This window comes from Kosmotoga sp. (assembly GCF_982836095.1).
This window is the reverse complement of sequence record NZ_CEYIHJ010000146.1, coordinates 1-4,048: the sequence shown is the minus strand read 5'-3', so window position 1 is coordinate 4,048 and position 4,048 is coordinate 1. Positions and strand designations below refer to the sequence as shown.

Annotated in this window: 2 protein-coding genes and 1 pseudogene; 2 read left to right on the top strand and 1 reads right to left on the bottom strand. The window is 43.6% G+C overall.

The annotated features are described in order from the left end of the window. Both AC3LHT_RS08860 and AC3LHT_RS08855 read left to right on the top strand, forming a co-directional pair. A pseudogene (locus AC3LHT_RS08860) lies at positions 1–469 on the top strand (AAA family ATPase); the annotation flags it as partial. Between the two features lie 196 nt (positions 470–665). Continuing rightward, the gene (locus tag AC3LHT_RS08855) at positions 666–2,618 is read left to right on the top strand and encodes a GmrSD restriction endonuclease domain-containing protein (RefSeq protein WP_488662630.1); all 1,953 of its coding nucleotides are present in this window, start codon (positions 666–668) and stop codon (positions 2,616–2,618) included. Between the two features lie 791 nt (positions 2,619–3,409). Here AC3LHT_RS08855 and AC3LHT_RS08850 read toward each other — a convergent pair. Further along, positions 3,410–4,048, bottom strand: a 639-nt coding sequence (locus AC3LHT_RS08850; protein WP_488662629.1) for a Fic family protein, incomplete at its 5' end; no start/stop codon positions are given.

The following is a 4,048-nucleotide window of genomic DNA, read 5'->3' as shown; positions in this document are numbered from 1 at the left end:
CCTAAGTAACAGCGATGATGTTGGTGTACAGCATGCGATTTCTCAGGTATTCATATATGGAGAAAAAGTAGCTCTAAATGACAATATGAAGAAAATAATTGAAGCGATACTCCCTCAAGATCAAGTCCTCTTGAAAAGCGCAGACAGACTTGTTGAAGGTGTTATGGATCAAACCGCAGTTGAACCTGAGATTATCGGTCGTATCTGTTGTCGAGTGCTTGAAGCGGGGGAAACAGAAATACAAAACATTAGTTCTCGATTGGCGTTCACAGCAGAGGCAATCGTTTCTATAGCATTAACACTGCATCGAAAACCAGCACCTTATCGGGCTATTGGTTTGGAATTATTTGAAAGGCTTATCGACAGCAATATTCCTCAGGCACGACAGGCTTTAGATATACTTGACCGGAAGCCAGTTACTAAACATGCCCCAAGGCCTATACGGAGAAGAAGACGCCGACGAAGATAATATCTTTTCAACACATTGAGCCCATCTTGATTGGTGATTGTGGCAATTTAAATATAACCTCAAATGACTGGAAGCAGGGAAGCTTGGGTACGTTGGTAAATGGTTGATATATTAAGATAACTCAAAATAGCTATTGTCAGAAAAGTAGATTCGATTTAACTGGATCGGAACTCAAAAAAATACGGAGGAGTAAGCATTGAAAATTCAAACAATTCTTGATCATATCGACTCGGGCCACATTGCACTCCCTGAATTTCAGAGGGGATATGTTTGGAACCGAGATCAGGTTCGTAGTTTTATGCATTCTCTTTATAAAAAACATCCTGTAGGCAGTTTGCTGGTATGGGTTACAGGTGCAGATGCCGCGCCGGCAAGAGGTGACGGCGAACTTGCGCCAGGGGTTGTTAAACTGTTACTGGACGGCCAGCAGAGAATTACCTCGCTTTATGGCATTATTCGCAATAAGCCACCGGAATTTTTCCAAGGCGATCTCAAAGCTTTTAGCGGACTATACTTTAATCTGGACGATGAAATCTTTGAATTTTATGCTCCAATGAAGATGCAAGACAATCCTTTGTGGATCAACGTTTCCGAAGTCATGCGAGCTGGTGCAGGCGAAGCCATTAAAAAGATTGTGACAAATCCGGATCTACAGGAGAATCTAAACTCATACATTAATCGGCTTACCGACATTGATGCCATAAAGGGAATTCAGTTGCATGTTGATGAGGTCACCGGAGAGGATAAAACCGTTGATGTTGTGGTTGATATCTTCAACCGGGTCAACAGTGGCGGTACCAAGCTTTCCAAAGGCGATCTTGCTCTTGCTAAAGTTTGTGCATCGTGGCCGGAAGCCCGGGATGAAATGCTGAAGCGGCTACAAAACTGGGATGAGCACGGCTTTCGATTCAAGCTCGAGTGGTTTTTGCGATGCATCAACACCATAATAACTGGTGAAGCTTTCTTTTCGGCCTTGAAAAATGTGGACACACCGTCAATTCAAAAAGGATTAGATTTGGCTGAAAAATATATCGATAAACTTCTGAATCTTATCTCCGGGCGATTGGGACTGGATCATGACCGCGTTTTGGGAAGTCGTTATTCATTCCCCATGCTTGTGCGTTATCTGCATCAGATTGACGGTAACTTTGAAGATTTTAGGGAGCAGGATAAGCTTCTCTACTGGTATATACACACCTTTCTCTGGGGCCGATACGCCGGCTCCACAGAGTCTGTCCTAAACCAGGACTTGGGAGTAATTGAAGAATCCGAGGGAGCATTAGACCGATTGGTTAATCAATTGCGTCAGAATCGAGGAGACCTCAAACTTACTCCAGATGACTTCAAAGGATGGAGCCGCAGCGCCAGATTCTATCCCCTTCTTTATATGTTAACTCGGGTTGGAAGTGCTAAAGACTGGGAGTCAGGTATTGAACTGAAAAAATGGCTTTTGGGAAAAACAGCTTCCCTTCAGGTTCATCATATTTTCCCAAAATCCCTACTCTACAAGGCTGATTACTCAAAATCTGAAGTCAACGGCATCGCTAATTTTACATTCTTAACTCAAGAGACAAACTTGAAAGTTTCAAACAAAGACCCACAAGAATATCTTGAAATATATTCACAGAAACACCCCGGTTCAGTTGAATCCCACTGGATTCCCATGGACCGCAATCTCTGGAAAGTAGAAAATTATCTTGATTTCCTCTCAGCCAGAAGGGAGCTGCTGGCAAAAGCAGCCAATGAATTTTTAGAGAGTTTATATAAGGGGTCAATCCCTGAAAGTGAACCCACTCCAACTATTTATGAGCTTCAATTAACAGATGTTCCCGGCGGGTTTGCCAACGAAGAGGAAGAGCTTCTTGTTCAAGAGTTTAATGAATGGATCGTCAGCCAGGGGCTTCCTTCTGGTGAAATCCTGTATGAATTAATTGAGGAAGCTACCGGCGAACCATTGGCCATTTTAGACATTGCCTGGCCTAACGGCCTGCAGGAAGGTCTTAGCCAGCCCGTAGCTCTTTTGATCGATGAAGAAAAAGAAACCGAAGAAGCCGTAAACAGTATGGGGTATCGCTATTTCAGAGATCCGAAGGACTTTAAATCATATGTTCTCAGTGAAATTCTGGCATCCGACGATTTGGCAGCATAGTGTTTTTTGCAAAAGTTAATTCTGAATTATAAACTCTCCATAAAATTGATGATTGAGGTGTTGGAATAAGCAGAGATAACATCATGCTCGTTGATGATTAAGCCTAAAGATAGTCTTAAAGTTGAAATAATGGTTGTGCTTTACCTTTATATTGTATCTGTAGCACCAAATCCGGAACAGATTACATGTGCCGTTCCCTACAAGATCGACTCGAAAGAAATCTTTTTCGGACCATGCAAAAAGCGGTTACGTTCGGAACTTCGAAAAAACTTTCTGTCACCAACAAAGACAATGTGTACTCCCGAAGAAACTATATATCTTGTTGGAGTAAATGGCAGTAATCGGCGACGCATTCGACAGATTGTCTGGGCAGGACAAATCAAGCGTATCATGACGTTCGCCCATGCATTCGATCATCTCAGAGCAAAGCGCTACCAGAAGATGCGATCAGAGAAAAAATCACCATTACACGTTGAGCCTCTTAAAGAAAAAAACCACCTTTTCGGATATCGGCGCATATCTACCTTGCACGAGAAAAACAACTCATGGATACGAGATATCGTGAGCCACTATTCTTCAAAAAACATTTGGCTTTTTTTTCGCTTGGGGTCGGACCACGGTAACCAACCGTGGTAACAGAAAAAAAGGCATAAATCAGGCCCTAAAATTGTCTTAAATCACTCTTTTTGCCCCCAAAAATGACCGTTTAAGCAAAATCTATAGGATCTGGAGGTCGGGAGTCTGATAGGGAGTTCTTTTCAATTCGTATAGACTGAAATTATTAATGGACACTAAATAATAGGTGCCTGTGATATTTGTTTATATTTCAAATTTTCAGAAACAAGGCGCCCAAGAAAAATTGCAAGGGGTGAAATATCCTGCTCCACACTTCCGCTTTCCAACGCGTCCATATAGTCGTCTCGTTTTTCAAGTGGAATAACGGTCCAGGGATATCCGTCCGCAGCGAGCATCACATTCATTAGAAATCTTCCGATACGGCCATTGCCATCCATGTACGGATGGATATATACGAACACGAAGTGCCCCAAAACGACACGCACCCATGGTTCCGGCTCTTGTTTGAGCAGATCAAAAAATGCCGGCATGCAGTCTCTCACTGCTTCATAACGTGGTGGCACATGCATTGAACGTCGGATATATACCTGGTCGTTGCGGTAGCCGGCTAGGTCTGCTGTCCGCAAAAGGCCGGCTGTGACGCTCGGTCCAAACATCTTACGGTACCAGTCACCGTGATCATCATGGCTGACGACTCCGGGATTTTTACCTTCCAACACCTTGCGTACGCTTTTCCGGACCGCCTGATAAGCCTGCCAGTACCCGCGAGCAGTTAAAGCATTACGGCGTTCACGGTCAACCTCGTTTTCATCCGGATTCCACTCGCCACTGCGAACCCGTTCAATCAGCTCAGG